The 20,643-nt window shown below is 63.3% G+C and carries 25 protein-coding genes; 20 read left to right on the top strand and 5 right to left on the bottom strand.

All coding sequences use genetic code 11. The annotated features are described in order from the left end of the window. Positions 1 to 36: 36 nt before the first annotated feature. Positions 37 to 1,053, top strand: coding sequence for an NAD(P)-dependent alcohol dehydrogenase (locus EN824_RS20090; protein ID WP_127277948.1), 1,017 nt, complete (start codon positions 37 to 39; stop codon positions 1,051 to 1,053). 13 nt (positions 1,054 to 1,066) lie between these two features. Here the strand turns inward: EN824_RS20090 and EN824_RS20095 are convergent, their stop codons facing one another. The 3 genes from EN824_RS20095 to EN824_RS20105 form a co-directional block, all read right to left on the bottom strand. Next, positions 1,067 to 2,107 carry a tetratricopeptide repeat protein gene (locus EN824_RS20095; RefSeq protein ID WP_127277947.1) on the bottom strand — a complete coding sequence of 347 codons (1,041 nt, stop codon included), beginning with the start codon at positions 2,105 to 2,107 and terminating at the stop codon, positions 1,067 to 1,069. Between the two features lies 1 nt (position 2,108). After that, on the bottom strand, positions 2,109 to 2,756 hold the full coding sequence (locus EN824_RS20100) for a thiamine phosphate synthase (protein ID WP_127872139.1): 648 nt from the start codon (positions 2,754 to 2,756) through the stop codon (positions 2,109 to 2,111). A 132-nt stretch (positions 2,757 to 2,888) separates the two neighbouring features. Continuing rightward, a complete protein-coding gene (locus EN824_RS20105) occupies positions 2,889 to 3,794 on the bottom strand; it encodes a DMT family transporter (RefSeq protein WP_135932624.1) in 906 nt (301 codons plus the stop codon). A gap of 130 nt (positions 3,795 to 3,924) precedes the next feature. Here EN824_RS20105 and EN824_RS20110 point away from each other — a divergent pair, with 130 nt between their 5' ends. From EN824_RS20110 to EN824_RS20120, 3 genes are all read left to right on the top strand, one after another. Further along, entirely contained in the window at positions 3,925 to 4,377 is a 453-nt protein-coding gene (locus EN824_RS20110) for an Lrp/AsnC family transcriptional regulator (RefSeq protein ID WP_127280921.1), read from the top strand. A gap of 91 nt (positions 4,378 to 4,468) precedes the next feature. Beyond that, positions 4,469 to 5,197, top strand: coding sequence for a class I SAM-dependent methyltransferase (locus EN824_RS20115; protein ID WP_127280920.1), 729 nt, complete (start codon positions 4,469 to 4,471; stop codon positions 5,195 to 5,197). A 117-nt stretch (positions 5,198 to 5,314) separates the two neighbouring features. Then, a complete protein-coding gene (locus tag EN824_RS20120; RefSeq protein ID WP_127281288.1) occupies positions 5,315 to 6,085 on the top strand; it encodes a sulfite exporter TauE/SafE family protein in 771 nt (256 codons plus the stop codon). Positions 6,086 to 6,099: 14 nt separating this feature from the next. Here the strand turns inward: EN824_RS20120 and EN824_RS20125 are convergent, their stop codons facing one another. Then, complete coding sequence (locus EN824_RS20125; RefSeq protein ID WP_135882197.1) at positions 6,100 to 6,651, bottom strand: DUF2269 family protein; 552 nt, start codon at positions 6,649 to 6,651, stop codon at positions 6,100 to 6,102. A gap of 328 nt (positions 6,652 to 6,979) precedes the next feature. On the opposite strand from EN824_RS20125, the gene EN824_RS20130 reads away from it, so the two are divergent. The 8 genes from EN824_RS20130 (at position 6,980) to EN824_RS20165 (ending at position 12,431) form a co-directional block, all read left to right on the top strand. Continuing rightward, a complete protein-coding gene (locus EN824_RS20130) occupies positions 6,980 to 7,360 on the top strand; it encodes a hypothetical protein (protein ID WP_023771684.1) in 381 nt (126 codons plus the stop codon). 384 nt (positions 7,361 to 7,744) lie between these two features. Beyond that, positions 7,745 to 8,278, top strand: coding sequence for a DUF1465 family protein (locus EN824_RS20135; RefSeq protein ID WP_135932625.1), 534 nt, complete (start codon positions 7,745 to 7,747; stop codon positions 8,276 to 8,278). A 94-nt stretch (positions 8,279 to 8,372) separates the two neighbouring features. After that, on the top strand, positions 8,373 to 8,882 hold the full coding sequence (gene ruvC, locus EN824_RS20140; RefSeq protein WP_135932626.1) for a crossover junction endodeoxyribonuclease RuvC: 510 nt from the start codon (positions 8,373 to 8,375) through the stop codon (positions 8,880 to 8,882). A gap of 56 nt (positions 8,883 to 8,938) precedes the next feature. Then, complete coding sequence (locus EN824_RS20145; protein WP_127280066.1) at positions 8,939 to 9,208, top strand: AbrB/MazE/SpoVT family DNA-binding domain-containing protein; 270 nt, start codon at positions 8,939 to 8,941, stop codon at positions 9,206 to 9,208. Continuing rightward, the gene (locus EN824_RS20150; RefSeq protein WP_127280067.1) at positions 9,186 to 9,605 is read left to right on the top strand and encodes a type II toxin-antitoxin system VapC family toxin; all 420 of its coding nucleotides are present in this window, start codon (positions 9,186 to 9,188) and stop codon (positions 9,603 to 9,605) included. The genes EN824_RS20145 and EN824_RS20150 overlap by 23 nt, the downstream gene beginning before the upstream one ends. A 27-nt stretch (positions 9,606 to 9,632) precedes the next feature. Continuing rightward, positions 9,633 to 10,253 carry a Holliday junction branch migration protein RuvA gene (gene ruvA / locus EN824_RS20155; protein WP_127280068.1) on the top strand — a complete coding sequence of 207 codons (621 nt, stop codon included), beginning with the start codon at positions 9,633 to 9,635 and terminating at the stop codon, positions 10,251 to 10,253. 43 nt (positions 10,254 to 10,296) lie between these two features. Then, a complete protein-coding gene (ruvB, locus tag EN824_RS20160; RefSeq protein ID WP_135882188.1) occupies positions 10,297 to 11,334 on the top strand; it encodes a Holliday junction branch migration DNA helicase RuvB in 1,038 nt (345 codons plus the stop codon). A gap of 200 nt (positions 11,335 to 11,534) precedes the next feature. Further along, positions 11,535 to 12,431, top strand: a complete 897-nt coding sequence (locus EN824_RS20165; protein WP_127872131.1) for a metallophosphoesterase — start codon at positions 11,535 to 11,537, stop codon at positions 12,429 to 12,431. Positions 12,432 to 12,439: 8 nt separating this feature from the next. Here EN824_RS20165 and EN824_RS20170 read toward each other — a convergent pair whose 3' ends face one another. Next, a complete protein-coding gene (locus tag EN824_RS20170) occupies positions 12,440 to 13,690 on the bottom strand; it encodes a cellulase family glycosylhydrolase (RefSeq protein WP_135932653.1) in 1,251 nt (416 codons plus the stop codon). 53 nt (positions 13,691 to 13,743) lie between these two features. Between EN824_RS20170 and ybgC the strand changes: the two genes are divergently transcribed. From ybgC to ybgF, 8 genes are all read left to right on the top strand, one after another. Beyond that, entirely contained in the window at positions 13,744 to 14,214 is a 471-nt protein-coding gene (gene ybgC, locus EN824_RS20175) for a tol-pal system-associated acyl-CoA thioesterase (RefSeq protein WP_127280352.1), read from the top strand. Positions 14,215 to 14,473: 259 nt separating this feature from the next. After that, positions 14,474 to 15,184: a protein TolQ gene (tolQ, locus tag EN824_RS20180; RefSeq protein WP_015315267.1), complete on the top strand. Its 711-nt coding sequence runs from the start codon at positions 14,474 to 14,476 to the stop codon at positions 15,182 to 15,184. Between the two features lie 11 nt (positions 15,185 to 15,195). Then, positions 15,196 to 15,648 (top strand): protein TolR, encoded by a 453-nt coding sequence (gene tolR, locus EN824_RS20185; RefSeq protein WP_027141797.1) that lies wholly within the window; start codon positions 15,196 to 15,198, stop codon positions 15,646 to 15,648. A 7-nt stretch (positions 15,649 to 15,655) separates the two neighbouring features. After that, the gene (locus EN824_RS20190; RefSeq protein ID WP_127872130.1) at positions 15,656 to 16,813 is read left to right on the top strand and encodes a TonB family protein; all 1,158 of its coding nucleotides are present in this window, start codon (positions 15,656 to 15,658) and stop codon (positions 16,811 to 16,813) included. A gap of 40 nt (positions 16,814 to 16,853) precedes the next feature. Then, positions 16,854 to 18,164, top strand: a complete 1,311-nt coding sequence (gene tolB, locus EN824_RS20195; RefSeq protein ID WP_127872129.1) for a Tol-Pal system beta propeller repeat protein TolB — start codon at positions 16,854 to 16,856, stop codon at positions 18,162 to 18,164. A 32-nt stretch (positions 18,165 to 18,196) separates the two neighbouring features. Continuing rightward, positions 18,197 to 18,574 (top strand): four helix bundle protein, encoded by a 378-nt coding sequence (locus EN824_RS20200; protein WP_127872128.1) that lies wholly within the window; start codon positions 18,197 to 18,199, stop codon positions 18,572 to 18,574. Positions 18,575 to 18,831: 257 nt separating this feature from the next. Beyond that, positions 18,832 to 19,338 carry a peptidoglycan-associated lipoprotein Pal gene (gene pal / locus EN824_RS20205; protein ID WP_127279987.1) on the top strand — a complete coding sequence of 169 codons (507 nt, stop codon included), beginning with the start codon at positions 18,832 to 18,834 and terminating at the stop codon, positions 19,336 to 19,338. 179 nt (positions 19,339 to 19,517) lie between these two features. Further along, the gene (gene ybgF / locus EN824_RS20210) at positions 19,518 to 20,612 is read left to right on the top strand and encodes a tol-pal system protein YbgF (protein ID WP_135919924.1); all 1,095 of its coding nucleotides are present in this window, start codon (positions 19,518 to 19,520) and stop codon (positions 20,610 to 20,612) included. The last annotated feature ends 31 nt before the right edge of the window (positions 20,613 to 20,643 follow it).

Raw genomic sequence — 20,643 nt, forward strand, 5'->3', positions numbered from 1 at the left:
TTCCTTTCCAGGTCCTCCAGACGGAAAGGAAAGACAATGAAGGCCATCGAATTGCAGCACCCGGGCGGCATCGACAACCTCAGACTGGTCGAGCGGCCAATGCCGGAACCCGGGCGCCAGGAGATGATCATCAGGGTCAGGGCAACCGCGCTCAACTACCGCGACGTGGAAATCGCCCGTGGCATTTACCACACTGCCTTTGCGCTGCCGTTGGTGCCGCTTTCGGATGGCGTCGGCGAAGTGGTTGCGGTTGGCGCCGAAGTGACCCGCTTCAAGGTCGGCGATCGTGTCTGCGCCACATTCTGGCAGCGTTGGGTCGGCGGCAGTTTCGCCATGGCTGAGCCCTCCTATCAACGGGGCGGCCCGATCGACGGGTTGCTCAGCGAGTTCGCCAGGCTGGATGAACAGGCGGCCGTCCTTGCGCCGGAGCACCTGAGCGATGTCGAAGCCGCGACGCTGCCTTGCGCCGCCGTGACGGCCTGGCATGCGCTGTTCACCGAAGGCCGGTTGAAGCCCGGCGAGACGGTGTTGAGCCTGGGCACAGGCAGCGTCTCGCTGTTTGCAGTGCAGTTTGCGGCTGCCGCCGGGGCACACGTCATCGTCACGTCGAGCAGCGACGACAAGCTCACACGCGCAAAGGCGCTTGGCGCCCATGACGGCATCAACTATCGCAGCGACCCGGATTGGGCGTCGGCCGTGCTGGCGCTCACCGGTGGGCGTGGCGCCGATCACATCATCGAAGTCGGCGGCCCGCAAAGCTTCGCCCAGTCGCTGAGGGCTTCGGCGCGCGGTGCCCAGATCAATGTGATCGGCTATCTCGGTGGCAGCGAGGGTGCAATCAATCCGCTCGACATCTTTCGCCGCCAGGTCCGGGCACGCGGAATTCCGGTCGGTTCACGCGAATCCTTCGAGGCGATGAACCGGGCCCTCGCCGTCAACCGGTTGAGGCCGGTGATCGACAAGGTCTTGCCGTGGCGGGAGGCAGCCGGCGCCTTCCGCCATCTCGAACGCGGCTCGCCCTTCGGCAAAGTCGTCCTGGATCACATGCAATGAGCGCGCGCTGTCCTCAGGGCAGGCGGTTCGCCTTCTGCAGGGCCTGCTTGGTCTGGTCGTCGCTCAGCCCTTGCAGGAAATCGTCCATCTCCTGATCGATGAGGCCGGCGCGGCGGGCAACGATATACCAGGCGCCGGCGAGCACCAGGTCCGGATCGGTGCCGATGCCTTGCATATAGAGTTTTGCCAGGCGGTTCTGGGCCGCGACATTGCCGCCTTCGGCGGCCTGTTTCGTCCAGCCGAAAGCCGATTTCAGGTCGCGCGCGCCGCCGCGGCCCTCGATCATCCAGGCGGCGAGATCGATCTGCGCGGTGTCGTAGTTCTGACGGGCGGCCTGCGCCAGCAGCCGCCGTGCCTGTGCATCGTCGCGCGGCTTGCCGCCGACGCCGTTGGCATAGATCTGCGACATGGCGTATTGCGCGTCGGCGAGACCGGTCGCGGCAGCGCGCTCATAGTAGGAAACCGCCTTGGCCAGGCCGGCGTCGCCGGGATCCTGCTGGACCAGCATCTGCGCGAAATTGAATTGCGCCAGCTGGTTGCCGGCTTCGGCGGCGGCCTGCATTAGGGCATAGGCTCCCTTCGCGTCCTTCTTGACGTAACGGCCGTCGAGCAGCATCAGCGCATATTGGAACTGCGATTCCGGCACGCCCTGCTCGGCGGCAAGCGCGTACCATTTGGCGGCCTCGGCGGAGTTCAACGGCACACCCAACCCACGCGACAGGATCTCGGCCACCAGCGTCTGCGCCGCCGGGTCGCCGTTCTGGGCACGGACCAGGGCCAGATTATAGGCGGTCTTGTAAAGCCCGCGCTGGAACGCGCCATAGGCGGCGTCCGCCGGCTTGGCGCCGAAGCGGTCGGGATTGACGCTGTCGACCGAGGGCAGCGGTGCGGGCTCCGCCGTGGTGGCTGGCTGCGGCAGCTGGTTTTCGATCGGCTTGTCGGTGTGCATGCCGGTTTCAGGCTTGCGCTGCGGCAAGGGTATGGTTTCGGCGGCGGCGGCCTGGATCATCACCGCCGCAAGCAGGGCCTGAAGGGAAAGCCTTGCCAGGGACACGTCAATCCTCGAAGCGCGGCGCTGTGTCGTCGAGCAGGGCATTGGCCCGGGCGATCGCCACCTTCGGATCGACGCCGTCGGCGAACACGGCGCTCGACAGCGCGACGAATTCGGCGCCGGTGGCGGCCACCGTTTCGACGGAGGCAAGATCGGAACCGGCCTCGACGATGCAAGGAATCTGGATCATCTGCGCCCACCATTGCCCCAATGACAGGTTGCGCGGATGCGGCTCAGGCTTGTTGTCGTAGCCGAAGCGGCCGAAGAAAATGTAATCGGGCCTGGCTTCGCCGAGCTCCAGCGCGTCGTCGCGGGTCTTGGCACCGCCGGTGCCGACCATCATTTTCGCCTGGAAATGCTCGATCGTCTCGGCGAGTTCGGCCTTGGAGACCTCGACATGGATGCCGTCGGCCTGGACCCGGCCGGCGATGCGGGTGTCGCCAGCAATGATGACCGCCACGCCCGCGGCCTGCGCGGCCGGCACGACCTGTTCGGCAAAGGCCTGGAAGGAGGCCTCGTCCATGCCGTTCTCGGGCAGGATCAGCGAGGCGATGTCGCCGCCGTCGAACGCGGCCGCGATGCGGGCGGCCGGCACGCCGGGTGGCGCGATCAGTACGATGCGGCAGCGGTTGGGAGGCGTGGCGTCATTCATGGTTCTTCGATCCCGGGTTTCGCCTATGCCGGGCGAAGATGGTTGGATTGCGGCATAGAGCAAACTGCCCGCTTTGAACAGGCGGACAGCCAGGATCGGATTTTTTGACCGCCGGGTAGCCGGCGTGCCGCCTTACTTGATCGGCTGCGGGCTCGCGGCGGACGGTCTCGATTTCCACAATGTCCAGCCGAGGTTCATGCCGGCGGCTGCGATCAGGATGGCGGCGGCGCCGACGACCTGGCTAAGATGCAGCCGATGGCCGAAAGCGATGACATCGACCAGGATGGCAACGACCGGATAGATGAAGGACAGCGACCCCTGCAGATGCGTCGGCAGCTTCTGGATGGCGCCGTACATCAGGATGTACATCAGGCCGGTGTGGACGATGCCGAGCGTTGCCAGCATGGCCCAGCTCCATGGGTCGGCGGGAAGATGCGAGAGATTGGCGAAGGGCGCCAGCATGACGACGCCGACGCAGACCTGGATGAGCGCGATGAGATGCGGCGGCGTGCCCTTGAGCTTCTTGGTGACGATGGCCGCGACAGCCCAGAAAAAGGCGGCGGCCAGGGCCATCAGGATGCCGGCGAAATAGTTCGTGCCGACATCGCCGGCGTCTGGGGCGGCCCCGACGATCAGCACCATGCCGGCGAAGGCGATTGCCAGCCAGGTCAGCTTGGTCAATGTCAGCCGCTCGGCGAAGAACAGCGCGCCGAAGCCGACCAGCATGAAGGGTTGCGTGTTGTAGACCGCGGTGGCGATCGAGATGGAGGCGCGTGAGAATGCGCTAAACAGGAGCAGCCAGTTGATGACGATCGCCGCGCCCCCAAGTGCTGCGAGGCAGACGATGCGCAACGACAGCCTGTTGCGCAACAATCCAAGCGAAGCGCAGATGATGAGCAGCGTCAGCGCGCCGAACGCGCAGCGCCAGAACACTACATCCATGATCGGCTGGCCGGACATGATGACGAACCATCCGATCGTTCCCAGGATCGCCATTGCGGCCGACATTTCGACCGTGCCACGTACAGTATCGTTCATGATAAGCCTCTGAACCCGTTGAGCCAGCATAATCTCATGCGACGCCGAGGCTTTCCATCTCCTCAGGAAGGCTATATGAGGAGGTGGCCTAATTATATTAGGCAGCCGCTCGAATCTGCGAGAAAAAGAAATGCTGGACGATCTCGACCGAAATCTCCTCGAAATCCTGGTCAGGGATGCGCGGACCTCGCTGAAGGATCTGGCGGCCCAGGTCGGGCTTTCGTCGCCGAGCGTTTCGGAGCGGCTGCGGCGGCTCGAGGAACGCGGCGTCATCCGGGCGTTCACCGTCGAGATCGATCCGCTGGCGCTCGGCTATACGCTGCAGGCGATCGTGCGGATCAAACCTTTGCCGGGCAAGCTGCACATCGTCCAGAAACTGATCGAGGAGATTGAAGAGTTTGGCGAATGCGACAAGGTGACGGGAGATGACTGTTTCGTCGCCCGGCTGTTCGTGCGCTCGATCGGCGACCTCGACGGCATTCTCGACCGGATCGCCGACAAGGCCGAGACCAGCACCGCCATCATCAAGGCACAGCCGATCCGGCGGCGGCCGCCGCCACTGGGGTTGCCGTTGGGCTCATAAGCTTGACATCCCGAGGCCATGGTGGAAAGGCGCGGCCAGTCCACCAAATGTCAGTCTTCCGCCAGATGGCTGTCTGAAGAGCGAGAAAAACATGGCGCAGAACATCTACGATCAACCGGAATTCTTCGCGGGCTACAGCCAGCTCGGCCGCTCGGTCGAGGGCCTGGACGGCGCCGCCGAGTGGCCGGCGCTGCGCGCGATGCTGCCTGATGTCACGGGCCTGAGGATCGTCGACCTCGGCTGCGGCTTTGGCTGGTTTTGCCGCTGGGCGCACGGGCAAGGGGCGAGCAATGTCCTTGGGCTCGACCTGTCGGAGAAGATGCTTGCCCGGGCCAGAGCTGCCGGCCCGGACACGGGCATCACCTATGAAAGAGCCGACCTCGACCAGCTCAGCCTGCCGCGGGCCAGCTTCGACCTCGCCTACAGTTCGCTCGCCTTGCACTATGTCGCGGATGTCGAGCGCCTGTTCGGAACCGTGCATCAGGCCCTGTCGCCAGGCGGCCATTTTGTCTTCTCGACGGAGCATCCGATCTACATGGCGCCGACCAATCCCGGTTGGTCGATCGATGGCGAGGGGAAAAAGACCTGGCCTGTCGACCGGTATCTGGTGGAAGGGCCGCGCACGACCGACTGGTTGGCCAAGGGCGTGGTAAAACATCACCGCACCATCGGCACCACGCTCAACACGCTGATCGGGACGGGTTTCACGATCGAGCATGTCGAGGAATTCCGTCCGACGGACGCGCAGATCGCGGCCATGCCGGGTCTTGCGGAAGAACTCGAGCGGCCGATGTTCCTGCTGGTTTCGGCGCGCCGATAGCTATTCGAAGCCCGCCGGCAAGGCTCGTCGCGGCCAGCCCATATTTGCGGTCGCCGGGCACGCGATTCTGGGCTATTCAGGCGTTGATCCGCTTTCCCTCCAGACCAGTCCCTCCCCATGTCAGGCCTGCTTCTCGATCCGTGGTTCTACGCGGCCGCCGTCCCGGCGGTCATCCTGGTCGGCCTGTCCAAGGGCGGCTTTGGCGGCGCCGTCGGTTTCGTCGGCGTGCCGCTGATGGCGCTGACCATGCCGCCGGTGCAGGCGGCCGCCATCCTGCTGCCGATCCTGTGCCTGATGGACATCGTCTCGGTGTGGACGTGGTGGGGCGTATACGATCGCAAGATGCTGGTCGATATGATGCCGGGCGCCGTCATCGGCATCGGGCTTGGCTGGCTGACGGCGGCACTCGTCACCGAGGAAGCGGTGCGGCTGATCGTCGGCGCCGTCGCCATCGTCTTCGTGCTGCGCTGGCTTTACCTGCAGTTTCGTCACGGCTCCGACCATGCCGCCGCGCCCAATCGCGTGGCGGCGGCCATATGGGGCACGGTTGCCGGGTTTACCAGCTTCGTTGCCCATGTCGGCGGACCGCCCTTCCAGGTCTATGCCTTGCCGATCAGGCTCGACCCCAAGGTGCTGTCGGGCACGGCGGCGATCTTCTTTGCCGCCACCAATGCGCTGAAGCTCATCCCCTATTTCGCGCTCGGCCAGTTCGATACCGCCAATCTGACGGCATCGGCGGTGCTGATGCCGCTGGCGCCGCTGTCGACCATCGCCGGCGCGTGGCTGGTGCGGCGCATGCGGCCGGAGATTTTTTATCCCTTCACCTATGCGACCGTGGCGGTCGTGGCCGTGAAGCTTCTGTGGGACGGGATCGCCGGCATCATGTAGCGCTCCAGCCCGCGTCAGGCGGCGCTGGGCACCATGCGTCTTGGCCGGCTGAGCGCCATGGCGGCGCCGGCGGCAAGAACCATCACCATGCCCGCGAGAATGACGACGTCGTGCAGGGTCGGCTTCAGCACCATGTCGGTGATGATGACGAGCATGACCGCATAGTCGAAGCGCGCCGCCCGCAGGATGCGCTGGCCATAGGCCAGGGCCGCGGGCGTCACGCCGTCCCTGGCGATCATCGCGCCCATGCGGTCGGCAGTCGGCTTGAAAACGAACATTCCGATGCAGAAGGTCGTGGCGTAGCCGGCAAGGCCGATCAGGACCCAGAGATCGGAGAAGCCGACCCAGAACGAGCACATGATCAATCCGAAGGCCAATGTCAGCATCGACATCGGCGCGAAGAAGCGGTTGCCCAGCTCGCCGGTGGCGCGCATCGCCTGCAGCGTTCCCTGGATGTTGCCGGCTCGATCCGCCAGCGTCGCCAGCACCATCAGCGTGAAGCCGCCGCCGACCCAAAGCGTTGCCGAAAGGATGTGCAGCAATTTGACGATGGAATACCAATCCATGGCTTTCTCCCCGATGCCCAATGGTTGCTGGCGAGGGCGGGCCATTGCCCGTCCGCTTCGCCGCCGCCGCGTTTAGCGCCGCGGTTGTTTCGGGACGATGTCGTGGAAAAACCGGCTGTGTTTCAGGCCGCCGGCTAACGAAAGGCGTCGCTAATATGATGAAGGCGCCGCCCGGCTTTCTGCTATTGTCGGCATTGTCGGGGGGGCGTGACATCGTCCGGAAACAATGCCGATGCTAGTGCCGACGGCGGAGGTCCGGCGGCGGCAGCGCTTGCCTGACGATCAACTCATTCCCAACTTGGGAAAAGGCAATTCGGGGGACTAATATATGCAAGGGGTAGCACGGAATTTCTTCACGCTGGCGATCATCTACGCGCTGTGCGGAATGGCACTCGGCATCCACATGGCGATCAGCGAGGATCATGGCCAGATGCCGACCCACGCCCACACGATGGTGGCTGGCTGGCTCATGTCGGCCGTCTTCGCGTTCTTTTACCACCTGTTTCCGGCTGCCGGGCAAAAGACGCTGGCCCTCGTCCATTTCTGGCTGACGGCAATCAGCGGCATCGGGCTCATGATCGGCCTTTATATACTGCTTGCCGGAAATCCGGGGATCGAGCCGTTGCTGGGGATATCTTCGATCGGCTTCTACGCAGGCATGCTGCTGTTCGCCTTCATCGCCCTGCCGGTGGTGTGGAAAAAGGCCTGAGTGAGGCCGAAACCTTGCCTGTGCGGCTGTGCTGTTACGGCACAGGAGTAGTGTGTAGGGTCAAAAAATATCAGGGATGTTAAGGGTCCATTAAGCTTTACAGGCGTTTACTATGTGCATCCAGTGATCTGGATTCTTACCAAGTGGTTGGAGCCACTTTGTTTGACGCCTCCCTGTTAAACTCCTGAGAGCCGCCTTATCCGCGGCTCTTTTTTTGTCCGCATTCCGGTGGCATCCCGCGACGCCGGTCGCTGTTAACCTTCTGTTAAACATGTGCTTGCCTTCACCCCGGACGAAGCGCATTTTCAAGCTTCAGTTTTATAGGGTCACGGGTGTATCGGCAGAGAGCCGAATCGGCCGGTTGCAAGTGCAGGGGCGTTATCAATGAACGAGCCGTCGAAAGGCGTTGTGAAAACCGTCAAGCTGGCGGAACGCCGGGTGTTTTCGCACTCCTTCAAACCGCTTTACCAGGAAGGCATGGGCCTGGTCGAACAGGCGGCGGAGTATCTCGACGGCAAGGGCCGGGCCGAGGCCAAGAAACTGTCGCGGCTGGCAGCCACGCTCTACGCGGCCGAGTCGATGCGGCTGACCACCAGGCTGATGCAGGTTGCCTCGTGGCTGCTTTTGCAGCGCGCGGCGAATTCCGGCGAGATGACCCGCGACCAGGTCGCTTCGGAAAAGTCCAAAGTGCGCCTCGACACCGCTTCCGCCCATGACGAGGCGGCCGGCTGGGCCGAACTGCCGAGCGATTTTCTCGACCTCGTCAACCGGTCGCTGCGCCTTCAGGCATTGGTGCGCCGCATGGACGAAGAGATCTACGGCGCCGGCGGGATGGTCGACATGCAGCCCGTGGCTCGCCGGCCCAATCCGGTCTCCGACCAGATCAGCCTGCTCAACACCGCCTTCGCCCGCAACTGAGAAACTTCGAAGCCTTCCCCAGTTGGCGGGGTGGGCGTTTCCGGTTTGTTCACTTTTCGCTGGCATCGCTGTCCGCCGGAGGTACACTCACGGCATGGGGGACGCGATTCGCATCATCGGTATCGATCCGGGGCTCAGGCGCACCGGCTGGGGCATCGTCGAGAGCCTCGGCAATTCCTTGCGCTTCGTCGCTTCGGGCACCGTGCGCTCCGAGGACAAGGCGGCGCTGGCGACGCGGCTCTGCCAACTGCATGACGGGCTCGCCGAAATCCTGCATCAGGCCATGCCGCATGAGGCCGCGGTCGAACAGACCTTCGTCAACAAGGATGCCGTTGCGACGCTGAAGCTCGGGCAGGCACGCGGCATCGCCATGCTGGTGCCGGCGCGCGCCGGCCTCGTTGTCGCCGAATATGCGCCAAACGCGGTGAAGAAGGCGGTGATCGGCGTCGGCCACGGCGACAAGAAGCAGATCCACATGATGGTGAAGGTGTTATTGCCGAAGGCCGTCTTCGACACCGAACACGCCGCTGACGCGCTGGCCATTGCGATTTGCCACGCGCATCACCGGCAAAGTGCCGCCTATAGGCTGGCGCTCGCCGGTTAGTGATGTTCTTGACTTGTTCACGGCTATGGGGTAGGTAATACCTTTGAGGTATTACCATGCGCGTCACCGTCAAGGGGCAGGTCACGATCCCCAAACCTATAAGGGACCATCTGGGCATAGGCCCAGGCTCCGAGGTGGAGTTCGTGGCCACCAATGGGGACGTTCGGCTGGTTGCCGTCGACGGGGACCTCTCCGAGGAGGAGAAATTGCGCAGGTTCAGCGATGTTCTCGACCAAATGGAGGGGACATTGGATCTGGGAGGCATGACCAGCGACCAGTACATGGAGTGGTTGAGAGGCCCACGTGAAGATCTCGACGTTGATTGACACGAATGTCCTGATCGATGTTTGGGGGCCAACTGGGCCTCTGAAAAAATGGTCAGCGTCTAAAATCACCTTGTGCCGAGGCGACGGCGCATTGGTCGTCAATGCCATCGTCTGGTCCGAGTTGGCGCCGCTGATCGCGACGGAGACGGCGCTTCGAAAAGCAGTCGACATGCTCGAGATGGATCGCGAACTTGTACCTTGGGACGCGGCATTCCTTGCGGGCGTCACGCATTCCCGCTATCGCCGGGCCGGCGGTGTTCGGGAGCGCACTCTGCCTGATTTCTTTATTGGCGCTCATGCGACCGTTGCCGGACATCGTCTTTTGACCCGAGACGCAGCACGGTATCGCAGTTACTTCCCCGATCTCGATATCATCTCTCCGGAAACGCACCCATGAGGGCCTATCTTCCATGAAAGATCTGGCATGATCGGCAAGCTCAAGGGCACGCTCGATGAGATCGACGAAGACCATTGTCTCGTCGATATCCATGGCGTCGGCTATGTCGCTTACTGCTCGACCCGCACGCTTGCCGCGCTGCCTTCGCCCGGCGAAGCGGTGGTGCTGTTCATCGAGACCTATGTGCGCGAGGACATGATCCGGCTCTATGGTTTCCAGTCGCAGCTCGAGCGCGAATGGTTTCGGCTGCTGATGAACAATGTGCCGGGTGTCGGCGCCAAGGTGGCGCTGGCCATACTGTCGACGCTGGCGCCGGCCGACCTCGCCAATGCGATCGCGCTGCGCGACATCGCCATGGTTTCCCGCGCGCCCGGCGTCGGCAAGAAGGTGGCCGAGCGCATCGTCACCGAATTGAAGGCCAAGGCACCGGCCTATGCCGGCGCTGCCTCCGGTACGATCGGGCTGAAGCAGGAGCTCGGCGAAGGCGTGGCGCCGGCGCCGATCACCGACGCCGTCTCGGCCCTGGTCAATCTCGGCTATTCCCGCGACACCGCCGCCAATGCGGTATCGGCGGCGCTGAAGACGGCAGGAGAGGGAGCCGATGCCTCCAAGCTGATCCGTTTCGGGCTGAAGGAACTGGCGCGGTGAGCCTTCGCTTGTCCGGGGCGCTACCCTGTGCGAGGAAGGCCCCATGAGCCTTTCCCCCCGTCTCATTGCTCCGGAAAAACGCGGCGAGGATGCCGAGCAGACCTTGCGGCCGCAGACGCTCGACGATTTCGTCGGCCAGGCGGCGGTTCGGGCAAACCTCAAAGTCTTCATCGAGGCCGCCAAGGGCCGCAAGGAGGCGCTCGACCACGTGCTGTTCGTCGGACCGCCGGGGCTGGGCAAGACGACGCTGGCGCAGATCATGGCGCGCGAACTCGGCGTCAATTTCCGCTCGACCTCCGGGCCGGTCATCGCCAAGGCCGGCGATCTCGCGGCACTGCTGACCAATCTCGAAGAAGGCGATGTGCTGTTCATCGACGAGATCCACAGGCTCAACCCGGCGGTGGAGGAAATCCTCTATCCGGCGATGGAGGATTTCCAGCTCGACCTGATCATCGGCGAGGGACCGGCGGCGCGTTCGGTCAAGATCGACCTTGCCCGTTTCACGCTGGTGGCAGCCACCACGCGGCTCGGCCTGCTCACCAATCCGCTGCGCGACCGGTTCGGCATCCCGGTGCGGCTCAATTTCTACACGGTCGAGGAGTTGGAGCAGATCGTGCGGCGCGGCGCCCGCATCCTGCAGATGCCGCTCGGCGACGACGGTGCACTCGAGATCGCCCGGCGCGCGCGCGGTACGCCGCGCATTGCCGGGCGGCTGTTGCGGCGCGTGCGCGATTTCGCCTCGGTCGCCGGCGACGGCCATGTCGACCGCCTGATCGCCGACGAAGCGTTGACCCGGCTCGAAGTCGATGCGCTCGGCCTCGACGCGCTCGACCGCCGCTATCTCAGCATGATCGCCCGCAATTTCGGCGGCGGGCCGGTGGGAATCGAGACGATCGCGGCGGGCTTGTCCGAGCCGCGCGACGCCATCGAGGACATTATCGAGCCCTATCTGATCCAGCAGGGCTTCATCCAGCGCACGCCGCGTGGCCGCGTGCTGACCGCCAATGCCTGGCGCCATCTCGGCCTTGATGCGCCGAAGGACCTGGCGCAGCAGCAGATCAGCCTGTTCCAGGAAGAATAGCGGGGCAATCGATCAGTCACGGGTTCCCGGACCAGTGATCAAGCATCAGTGAACGGGCCTGCGCAAATTCTCCTCATCTTTGCCGGCTTACCGGCGTATTCCTGGATTGTATCGGGTTCGCTGCCTCCATGCATGTCGTCCGCCCAAATCAGGATCGACACGCACCAGCGCATGCCGAAATGAGGTGCCGGAGCCACTCAATGATAACCAGACGCGGGTTCATGCGCTTTATCGGCGGGTCGCTGCTGTCGGTCGCCTCGTTCAGCGCCTACGCCGTCGGCATCGAGCCGATGCTGCTGACGCATGTGAAGCGCTATGCGCTGACGCCACCGCATTGGCCTGATGGATTGAAGCTGCGCGTCGTCGCCCTTGCCGACATCCACGCCTGCCGGCCTTGGATGACGCCGGAGCGGATTGCCTCGCTTGCCGAAGAGGCGAATGCGTTGCAGCCGGACCTGATCGTTCTGCTCGGCGACTACATCGCCGGCATGCGCCTGGCGTCACGTAGGGTCACGCCGCCGGAATGGGCTGGCGCCCTGTCGGGCCTCAAGGCACCGCTCGGCGTGCTGTCGATCCTCGGCAATCACGACTGGTGGGCCGATGGCTTCGCGCAGCGTGCCGGAGTTGGTCCGACGATCGCGCGCAAGGCATTGGAGAAGGTCGGCATCCCGGTTCTGGAGAACGACGCCGTGCGTCTGGAAAAGGACGGACATGGCGTATGGATCGCCGGCCTCGCCGATCAGTTGGCGCTATTACGGAAAAAGAACACCGAGCGTCCCAGGGGATTGGACGATCTCGACGGCACGCTGGCCAAAATCAGCGACGCCGCGCCTGTCATCCTGCTGGCGCACGAACCGGACATTTTTCCAAAAGTGCCGTCGCGTGTGTCGCTGACGCTAGCGGGACACACCCATGGCGGGCAGGTGCGGCTGTTCGGCTATTCGCCTATCGTGCCGTCGCAGTTCGGCAATCGCTACGCCTATGGCCATGTCATCGAGAACGACCGCAACCTGATCGTCTCGGGCGGGCTCGGCTTCAGCAATTTGCCCATCCGTTTCGGCATGCGTCCGGAAATCCTGCAGATCGACCTCGGCTGACCGGCACTTCAGGGGAGGTTTCGGATTGCGTCCATCACGTCTGGCTCGGCCTTGTCGCCATTGAACGCATCGACGACGCCGAAAGCGCCGCCATAGCTCCACAGCGACCATGAGAAGCCGTGCGCTTCGGCCCGCGCGATCATATCCTTGAGATAGGCGGCCCGATACTCCGCCGGCATCACATAGGCATTGCCATATTCCTGGCGGATCATGCCGAACTCGCCCAGGGTGATGTCTTGCGGCTTGATGCCGTTGGCCTTCGCCCACGCCTCGACGGTCTTGAACGGCGCATCCATCAGGCCAAGCAGCTTGTCGGGGCTGTCCATGCTGGCGACCTGCTCGTCGAGATAGGCAAGCAGGCCGCTCTGCCGTGTCCACGGCGCCTCGGCCTTAATCCGGGCGCGGATGGTGTCGAGCGTGACGTCGAGCTGCGCCTTGGGAACCGCGGTCAACGGATAGGGCAGGCCGGTCACGTAGGGGATAAAGTCGCCGGCCCAGGTCGCGCCCTGATGGGTGAGCAGGAATGGATCGTAGGAGTGGAAGGTCCAGATGATGTTGTCGTCGGGGATGGTCCTCGGGTCGATCCTCCCCAGCGACGAGGCGGCGGAATAGCAGGCTCCGGTCAGGACTAGCGTCAGCTTCGTCGCCGAGGCGCGCGCCGCGGCGAACAGTTCGCGCTGGCGGTCGGGCCACAGGCTGGTGCCGTCGCTGTCGCAATCGACGATCGGCTCGTTCATCGGTTCGAAAGCGACCTTTTCGGGATCTTCGCCCGCCAGCGTGCGCGCCATGCCGCGAACCATCTCGACGTAGCGGTCGAAGGTCGCGGGATCGTCCATCACCTCACCCATGCCGATCTTGCGGCTGCCGCCGGCCGGGATCAGGTGCATGTCGACGATGACCTTCAGCCCGGCTCGGTTGATCATGCGCGCCGAGTCCAGCACGCTGGCATAGAGTTGGTCACGCAGGTCCGTTGTATTGTCCGAGAGGAAAGGCGACGGATCGACCGGCATGCGCAGGAAATCGAAGCCGGCATCCTTCAACGCCTTGAGGTCGTCTTCCCCAAGGAATTTTCGCCATTCCGGGTAGGGCAGGATGGCCTTGGCATCACCCCACCGATCCTCGCCGGGCCAGGTGACCCACTGGTCGAGATTGAGACCGCGCTTCATCGAGAAGGTGGCCGCTTCAGCCGAAAGTGTAGAAGCCGCCAGCGCTAGCACGACTGCCATCAAGGTCTTGATCATCGTCGTCAACAGTGCCATCGGGTTCATGCGCCAAAAATACCTGCCGCGTCGGCATCCAAAAGGGAAGCGCAATGGGCGATCATGGTGAATCCGCGGCATTGCTGGCTGGGCTTTCCGGCGCGCTGACCGAGTTCGGCCACCGGCTGATGGCGCGGGTCTATTACGCCGACACCGATTTTTCGGGCGTCGTCTACCACGCGCGCTATCTCGAATTCCTCGAGCGCGGCCGCTCCGACTATCTCCGGCTCACCGGCGTGCACCACACCGAACTCGCCGAAGGCAAGCATGGCGAGAAGATCGCATGGGTGGTACGCCGCATGGAGATCGACTTCCGCATTCCCGCTCGCATCGACGACATCCTGACCGTCGACACCCGCACCGATGCCATTTCCGGTGCGCGAATCTTCATGGCACAGCAGCTCAAGCGGGGCGACGAGGTGCTGGTCGAGGCCAAGGTCGAGGCGGCGATCATCGGCGAGAACGGCCGGCCGAGGCGCTTTCCCAGGGAATGGGTGGCGGCGTTCATGCCACGGGTCGGCTGATATTCAGGTGATGCCGGCCTGCGATACCCAGGCGCGGCAATGCGCCGCGCCTTATACACTAACCCATCCTTAACCATAACGGTTCATGAAGAGACTGGTGAAGATTGGCGTTATCCAGCGCCTTCCTTTCACCAATATTTGCCCCGAAAAGGCCGCTAACGGCACGGTTTGGGGTGTCCGGTAGCTTCGTGCGAACCGACCACAAGGGATGCCATGGGCCAGCCGCCAGCTTCGCCCGGAAAATCTTAAGGACGTAACGATGGAAAATATCGCACTCGCCGAACCGGGCGCGCAATTGTCGATTTGGGCCTTGTTCATGCAGGCCAGCTGGGTGGTCAAGCTGGTCATGATCGGGCTGCTCTGCGCTTCGGTGTGGACCTGGGCGATCATCGTCGACAAGCTGGTCGCCTATGGCCGCATGCGGCTGGCGCTGAACCGCTTCGAGCAGGTTTTCTGGTCCGGGCAGTCGCTGGAGGAGCTCTACCGCACGCTCGCCGACCGCAAGACGACAGGCATGGGCGCCATTTTCGTCGCCGCCATGCGCGAATGGAAGAAGAGTTTCGAAAAAGGCGCCAAGTCGCCGCTCGGCCTGCAGACCCGCATCGACAAGGCCATGGACCTGGCGCTGACCCGCGAGATGGAGAAGCTGGAGGGGCGCCTCGGCTTCCTCGCCACCACCGGATCCGCGGCACCTTTCATCGGCCTGTTCGGCACCGTCATCGGCATCATGACCTCGTTCCAGGCCATCGCCGGCTCCAAGAACACCAGCCTCGCGGTGGTCGCGCCCGGCATCGCCGAGGCGCTGCTGGCGACGGCCATCGGCCTGCTCGCCGCGATTCCGGCGGTCATCGCCTATAACAAGCTGTCATCGGATGCGAGCAAGATCGCCGTGCGCATGGAGGGGTTCTCGGATGAGTTCTCCGCCATACTCTCGCGCCAAATCGATGAAAAAGTCGCGCCTAAGGCCTGAGGAGTAACGAGATGGGTATGTCCGTAGGCATGGGAGGGCGCGGCGGGCGCGGCCACCGGCGGCGCGGCCGTCACCATGCGCTGATGTCGGAGATCAACGTCACGCCGATGGTCGACGTGATGCTGGTGCTCTTGATCATCTTCATGGTCGCGGCACCGATGCTGACGGTCGGCGTGCCGATCGACCTGCCGGACACCCAGGCCAAGGCGATGAATGCCGACACCCAGCCGATCACCGTCTCGATCGATGCGACCGGGAAGATTTTCCTGCAGGAAACCGAGATTCCGATCGAGGAGCTGGTGGCCAAACTGCAGGCTATCTCGAAGACCGGTTATGAAGAGCGCATCTTCATCCGTGGCGACAAGTCGACCGACTATGGCACGGCCATGAAGGTCATGGCTCGCATCTCGGCCGCTGGCTACAAGAACATCGGCCTGGTTTCACTGCAGGAACAGGATCAATAGACTCACGATGAGGACCGGCCTCACCACATCGGTGATCTTGCATACGGCGGTGCTGGCCTTCGGCCTGTTCACCCTGTCGGCGCCGGCCGCGCTTCCGTCCGCCGACGTGGAGTCGGTCGCGGTCGACATCGTGCCGATGGAAGCCATCGCGCAGACGCTGCAGGGCGACAAGAAGGCCGTGATGCATGAAAAGCCGGCGCCGCTGCCGACGCAGCGTCCCGATATCGTACCCAACGCGCAGAAGGTCGGCGAAAACAGCGTCGACACCGACAAGCCGATAACGCCGGAAGCCAAACCAAAACCCGTCGACACGACCTCGGCGCCGCCACCCGCGCCGACCCCGAAGGAAATCCCGAAGACCGAGGACGTTCCGAAGCCGCAGGAAAAGCCCAAGCCCACTCCGGCGACGGAAGTGGCGCCAGCGCCGACGCCCAAGGAAGAGGTGAAGCCCGAGCCGGTCAAGCAGACCGAGCCCAAGCCGACGCCGGCCAAGCCGGCGCCGACCCCGCCGCCGCAGGACAAGACAGCCGCTATCGATCCGACGCCCGAGGTCAAGCCCGACGCCGTCGCCGAGGCCATAGCGAAGGACCCGCCAACCGAAGAGACGCAATTGCCGAATTCGGCGCCCGCGCCGGAAGCGCGGCCAAAGCCGCAGCCGGCACAGGCCGAAAGCGCCAAGGCGCCGGAACGCAAGGATGCCGACAAGCCGGTCAAGGAAGCCTCGTCCAAGCCGAAGTCCGACGACAAGCAGTTCAACGCCAATGAGATTTCGGCCTTGCTCGACAAGCAGAAGCCGTCCGGCGGTGGTGCCAAGCGCTCGACCCAGCAGGCGTCGCTCGGTGGCGACAAGGATCAGGGCCAGAAGCTGTCGAAGTCGGAGCAGGGCGCCCTGGAAAGCCAGTTGGGCGGTTGCTGGACATTGCCGGCCGGGCTTGAAGGTTCGGAGAATTTCGTCGTCGTGGTCCGCTTCAACCTGGACAATTCGGGCAAGCTCGACGGCCGCCCGTCCGTCGAAAAGTCGAGCGGCAACCGGCAATTTGACGAAAGCGCGGTGCGCGCGGTTCAGAAATGCGACGTGGCCGGCCTGCAGGTTCCCGCCGGCAAACAGGACATCTGGAACGACATCCGGGTCACCTTCGATCCAAGGGAAATGCTTGGCCTCTAGGCCGGGCGTCCACCCAATCAAAGAAGAGAAGCGAGAAGATATGCGATCTTTCCTCAAGCCGCTCCTGACGATTGCAGCGATGGCGCTGGGCATGACGGCCGTCGTTCCGATGCCTGCGTGGGCGCTGGTCGAACTCAACGTCAACAAGGGCAATGTCGAGCCGCTGCCGATCGCCATCACGGATTTCCAGGGTGGCGATGCGCTTGGCGCTCAGATATCACAGATCGTCACCGCCGATTTGAAGCGCTCCGGCCTGTTCGCGCCGATCGACAAGAGCGCCTTCATCGAGAAGATCGCCAATCCGGACGCAACCCCCCGCTTCGACGACTGGAAGGTGATCAACGCGCAAGCGCTGGTCACCGGAAGCGTCAGCAAGGAAGCAGACGGCCGCATCCGCGCCCAGTACCGGCTGTGGGATACATTCGCGGGCCAGCAGATGGCCGGCGAGCAGTTCTTCGCCAACGACGCCAATCAGCGCCGCGTCGCTCATATCATCGCCGATGCCATCTATGAGCGGCTGACCGGCGAGAAGGGCTATTTCGACACGCGCGTCGTCTTCATTGACGAGTCCGGCGCCAAGAACGCGCGCAAGAAGCGTCTCGCCATCATGGACCAGGACGGCGCCAACATCCGCTACCTCTCGGATGGGCGGTCGATCGTGCTGACGCCGCGCTTCTCGCCGAACCGGCAGGAAATCACCTACATGTCCTATGAGAGCGGCCAGCCGCGGGTCTATCTCTTGCAGATCGAGACCGGGCAGCGCGAACTGGTCGGAAATTTTCCCGGCATGACGTTCGCGCCGCGCTTCTCGCCCGACGGCCAGAAGGTGATCATGAGCCTGCTGCGCGACGACGGCAATTCCAACATCTTCGCGATGGACCTGCGCAGCCGCTCGACGACGCGACTGACCAACTCGACCGCCATCGACACTTCGCCCTCCTATTCGCCCGACGGCAGCAAGGTGGTGTTCACCTCCGACCGTGGCGGCCGCGCGCAGATCTACGTCATGGGCGCCGACGGCTCGGGCCAGACCCGCATCTCCTTCGGCGACGGCGTCTATTCGACGCCGGTGTGGTCGCCGCGCGGCGACCTCATCGCCTTCACCAAGCAGAGCGGCGGCGAGTTTCAGATCGGCGTCATGAAGACCGACGGCTCTGGCGAGCGCATCCTGTCGTCCGGCTTCCAGCAGGAAGGCCCGACCTGGGCGCCGAACGGCCGCGTGCTGATGTTCTTCCGCGACTCCAATGGCGGCCCGAAACTGGTTTCCGTCGATCTCACCGGCCGCAACGAGCAGCCGATCCCGACCGCGAATTTTGCTTCTGATCCGGCCTGGTCACCGCTGCTGGAATAATACGGGAATTGGCGAATTGAAGAATTGAAGAGATGGAGAAAGCAGAAGGCTACGTAAAGCGAGCAAAGGATCTGGAGGTCTACAAGCGCGCTTACATGGTCTCTCTTACGGTTCACAAGGCCACGCTCGCTTTCCCCAAAATAGAGCAATACGCGCTGGCCGATCAGCTGCGGCGTTCCAGCAAAGGGATTTGCGCCAATCTGGCCGAGGGGTTTGCCAAACAGACCCACTCCAAAGCCGAATTCGCCCGGTTCGTTTCGATGGCCATGGGATCGTGCAGTGAAGTCGAGACGTGGATTTCATACGCATTCGACCTCGAATACATCTCACAGGCGCAACGGGACGAGTGGCTACAATCGTATGCCCATGTGTACGGAATGCTGGTGAACCTCAGAGAGAAGTTAAGGTGAACATCCTTCTTCAATTCTCCAGTTCTCCAACTCTTCAATTCCCCTTACATTCCCCCTTTTCCATGTCTTCGTCGCGTTTTGGCCGCATTTCCGCCTAGGGTCCGCGCCAACTGTGGCTTACGACAAACGGCTGCGGACGGGCGGCCTAAACCAAATTTTAACCGTGTTTCTTGAATGCCGGTTAACCCAAACGTGGTTACTGGGTGATCAACGAAATCACTCGAAACACGATCACTCGAATACGAAGGAGAGGCGGCATGGGCCGTATCGCAGCACTTACCAGAAACCCGGTCATGATCGCGCTGGTGGCGATGCTCGCCGTCGCCGGTTGCGCCTCGAAGAAGACGCCGAACAACGCGGCCGATCTTGGTCTCAACGGCGCAGGTGCCGCAACGCCCGGCTCGGCGCAGGACTTCACCGTCAACATCGGCGACCGCATCTTCTTCGATACGGACTCGACCTCGATCCGGGCCGACGCGCAGACGACGCTTTCGCGCCAGGCGCAGTGGCTGAACCAGTACAAGCAGTATGCCATCGTCGTCGAAGGCCATGCCGACGAGCGCGGCACGCGCGAATACAATCTGGCGCTCGGTGCCCGCCGTGCCGCCGCCACCCGCGACTTCCTGGTTTCCAAGGGTGTTTCGGCCAGCCGCCTCAAGACGATTTCCTACGGCAAGGAACGTCCGGTCGCCGTGTGCGATGACATCTCCTGCTGGTCGCAGAATCGCCGGGCCGTCACCACGCTCAGCGGCGCTGGTTCCTGATCGGCAAAAATACAACACACTTCTGCGAAAGGCGGCCTCCCGGCCGCCTTTTTCATATCCTGGGGCCCGAAACAAAATTTGGCCGAAGTCTCGCGCCCTGCTATGAGCCGAGGGCGCTTGGCTGGTCTCACATCGATTGGAAGGCGCGAACAAGCTAACGATTGGACGGCGAGAGGCACATGCATTTGAGATCGGTTCTGAGCGGCACGCTTGCGCTGCTGCTCCTATCAGGCGTAACCGCTTTGGCGAGCGGTTCGGGGCAATCAACCGAGAGCGGGTTTTCGTTCCATCTGCCGACACTTGAGTTGCCCAGCCTTTTCGGTGAGAAGAAAAAGCAGGATCAAGTCCAGCTCGCGCAGTCGAGCGGCGCCGGCGTGACCGGGCTCGAGGACCAACTGCGGCAGCTGACCGGCAAGGTCGAGGAACTCAATTTCCAGATCTTGCAGATGCAGGAGCAGATCCGCAAACAGCAGGAAGACAACGAGTTCCGCTTCCAGCAGCTGGAAGGCGGCTCGCAAGGCGGACAACCGCCGGCGCAGAAGAAATCAGATGCCACCACCGGAACCAACACCGACGTGGCCTCGGCCCCGGCAACCCAGGCGCCGGCTGATGCCGGCGCCGCGCCCGGCGGCGATCAATCCACAGGCGGCAAGACGGTCGAGGACGTCATCGTCGAATCGCCCGACGGTGACCCCGGCAAGCTGATCCCCGGCAAGGGAGCGCCCGAAAAGACTTTTGGGTCCATCACCGTCGACAAGAACGGCAATGTGATCGATGCCGGCGGCAGCACGCAGGCAACCGCGCCGGCACAGGACACCGCACCTGCCGCCAGCGCACCTGCCAAGGCTGGCAAGTCCGGCGGCACGCAGGTCGCGGCGCTGCCCGCCACCAACAATCCCGAAGAGCTCTACCGCAACTCCTACCAGTTCATCCTGTCGGGCGACTACGGCACCGCCGAACAGGGTTTCCGCGACCATATCTCCCGCTTCCCCAAAGACGCCAAGACGGCGGACGCGCATTACTGGCTGGGGGAATCGCTGCTTGGCCAGCAGAAATACCGCGATGCGGCGGAAGTCTTCCTCGCTGCCAGCAAGGACTATCCCAAGGCCAAGAAGGCACCCGACATGCTGTTGAAGCTCGGTGTGTCGCTGGTCGGCCTCAAGCAGCATGATGTCGCCTGCGCCACCTTCAGCGAGGTCGGCAAGCGCTATCCCGATATTTCCAGCACACTCAAGGAACGCGTCAAGCAGGAGAAGGCCCTGGCTGCGTGCTGATCTTTCCCGGGGATGTCGCAGTCCCAAACCG

Origin of the sequence: Mesorhizobium sp. M8A.F.Ca.ET.181.01.1.1, from assembly GCF_004792025.1 — a bacterium.
Lineage (GTDB): Bacteria > Pseudomonadota > Alphaproteobacteria > Rhizobiales > Rhizobiaceae > Mesorhizobium.